Genomic DNA, 570 nt, shown 5'->3' on the forward strand with positions numbered 1-570 from the left:
ATATATACTTAGTAACGATAATCATTATCAGTGAAAAAGGTTATCAATGGATGAGGTATAAAAGAATTATAGCTTAGAGGAAGTGAACGAGAATGAGTTCTGGATAGAATTATTAATCTAATGAAATATATATGTAAGACAAGTTTCATATAGTTAAATTTTATTGAGAATATTGTTTGAAAATTCGAAAGGAGATATATAAAGATGAATAAGAAGTTATTTACATTAGGGATGGTAACAGTTTTAAGTGTAGGACTAGCAGCATGTAATAGTGCGGATAAAACTTCAGGAGAAAAAACACAACAGACAAAGGCTAGTGAGACGAAAAAAGATGAAAAAAGAAAAATTACATATTTAGGTAAAGAATATACAGTGCCAGCAAAAGTAGATAAAATTGCGACAGCTAGTTTAGAGTCAATGGAAGATGCAGCAGTACTTGGAATTAAACCAGTTGGTGCCATTACTGTTGGTGGTAAATTACCGAAGTATCTTGAGAAAGATTTAGAAGGTGCGAAATCTGTTGGTGAGAAAATGGAACCAAATTTTGAAACATTACTTCAATTAAAACCA

The 570-nt window shown here is 30.9% G+C and carries 1 pseudogene; it reads left to right on the top strand.

Going from position 1 to position 570, the window contains the following annotated elements:
• Positions 1 to 204: 204 nt before the first annotated feature.
• Positions 205 to 570, top strand: a pseudogene (locus tag KI369_RS29080) (iron-uptake system-binding protein); the annotation flags it as partial.

It is taken from the genome of Bacillus sanguinis, assembly GCF_018332475.1.
Classification (GTDB): Bacteria; Bacillota; Bacilli; order Bacillales; family Bacillaceae_G; genus Bacillus_A; species Bacillus_A sanguinis.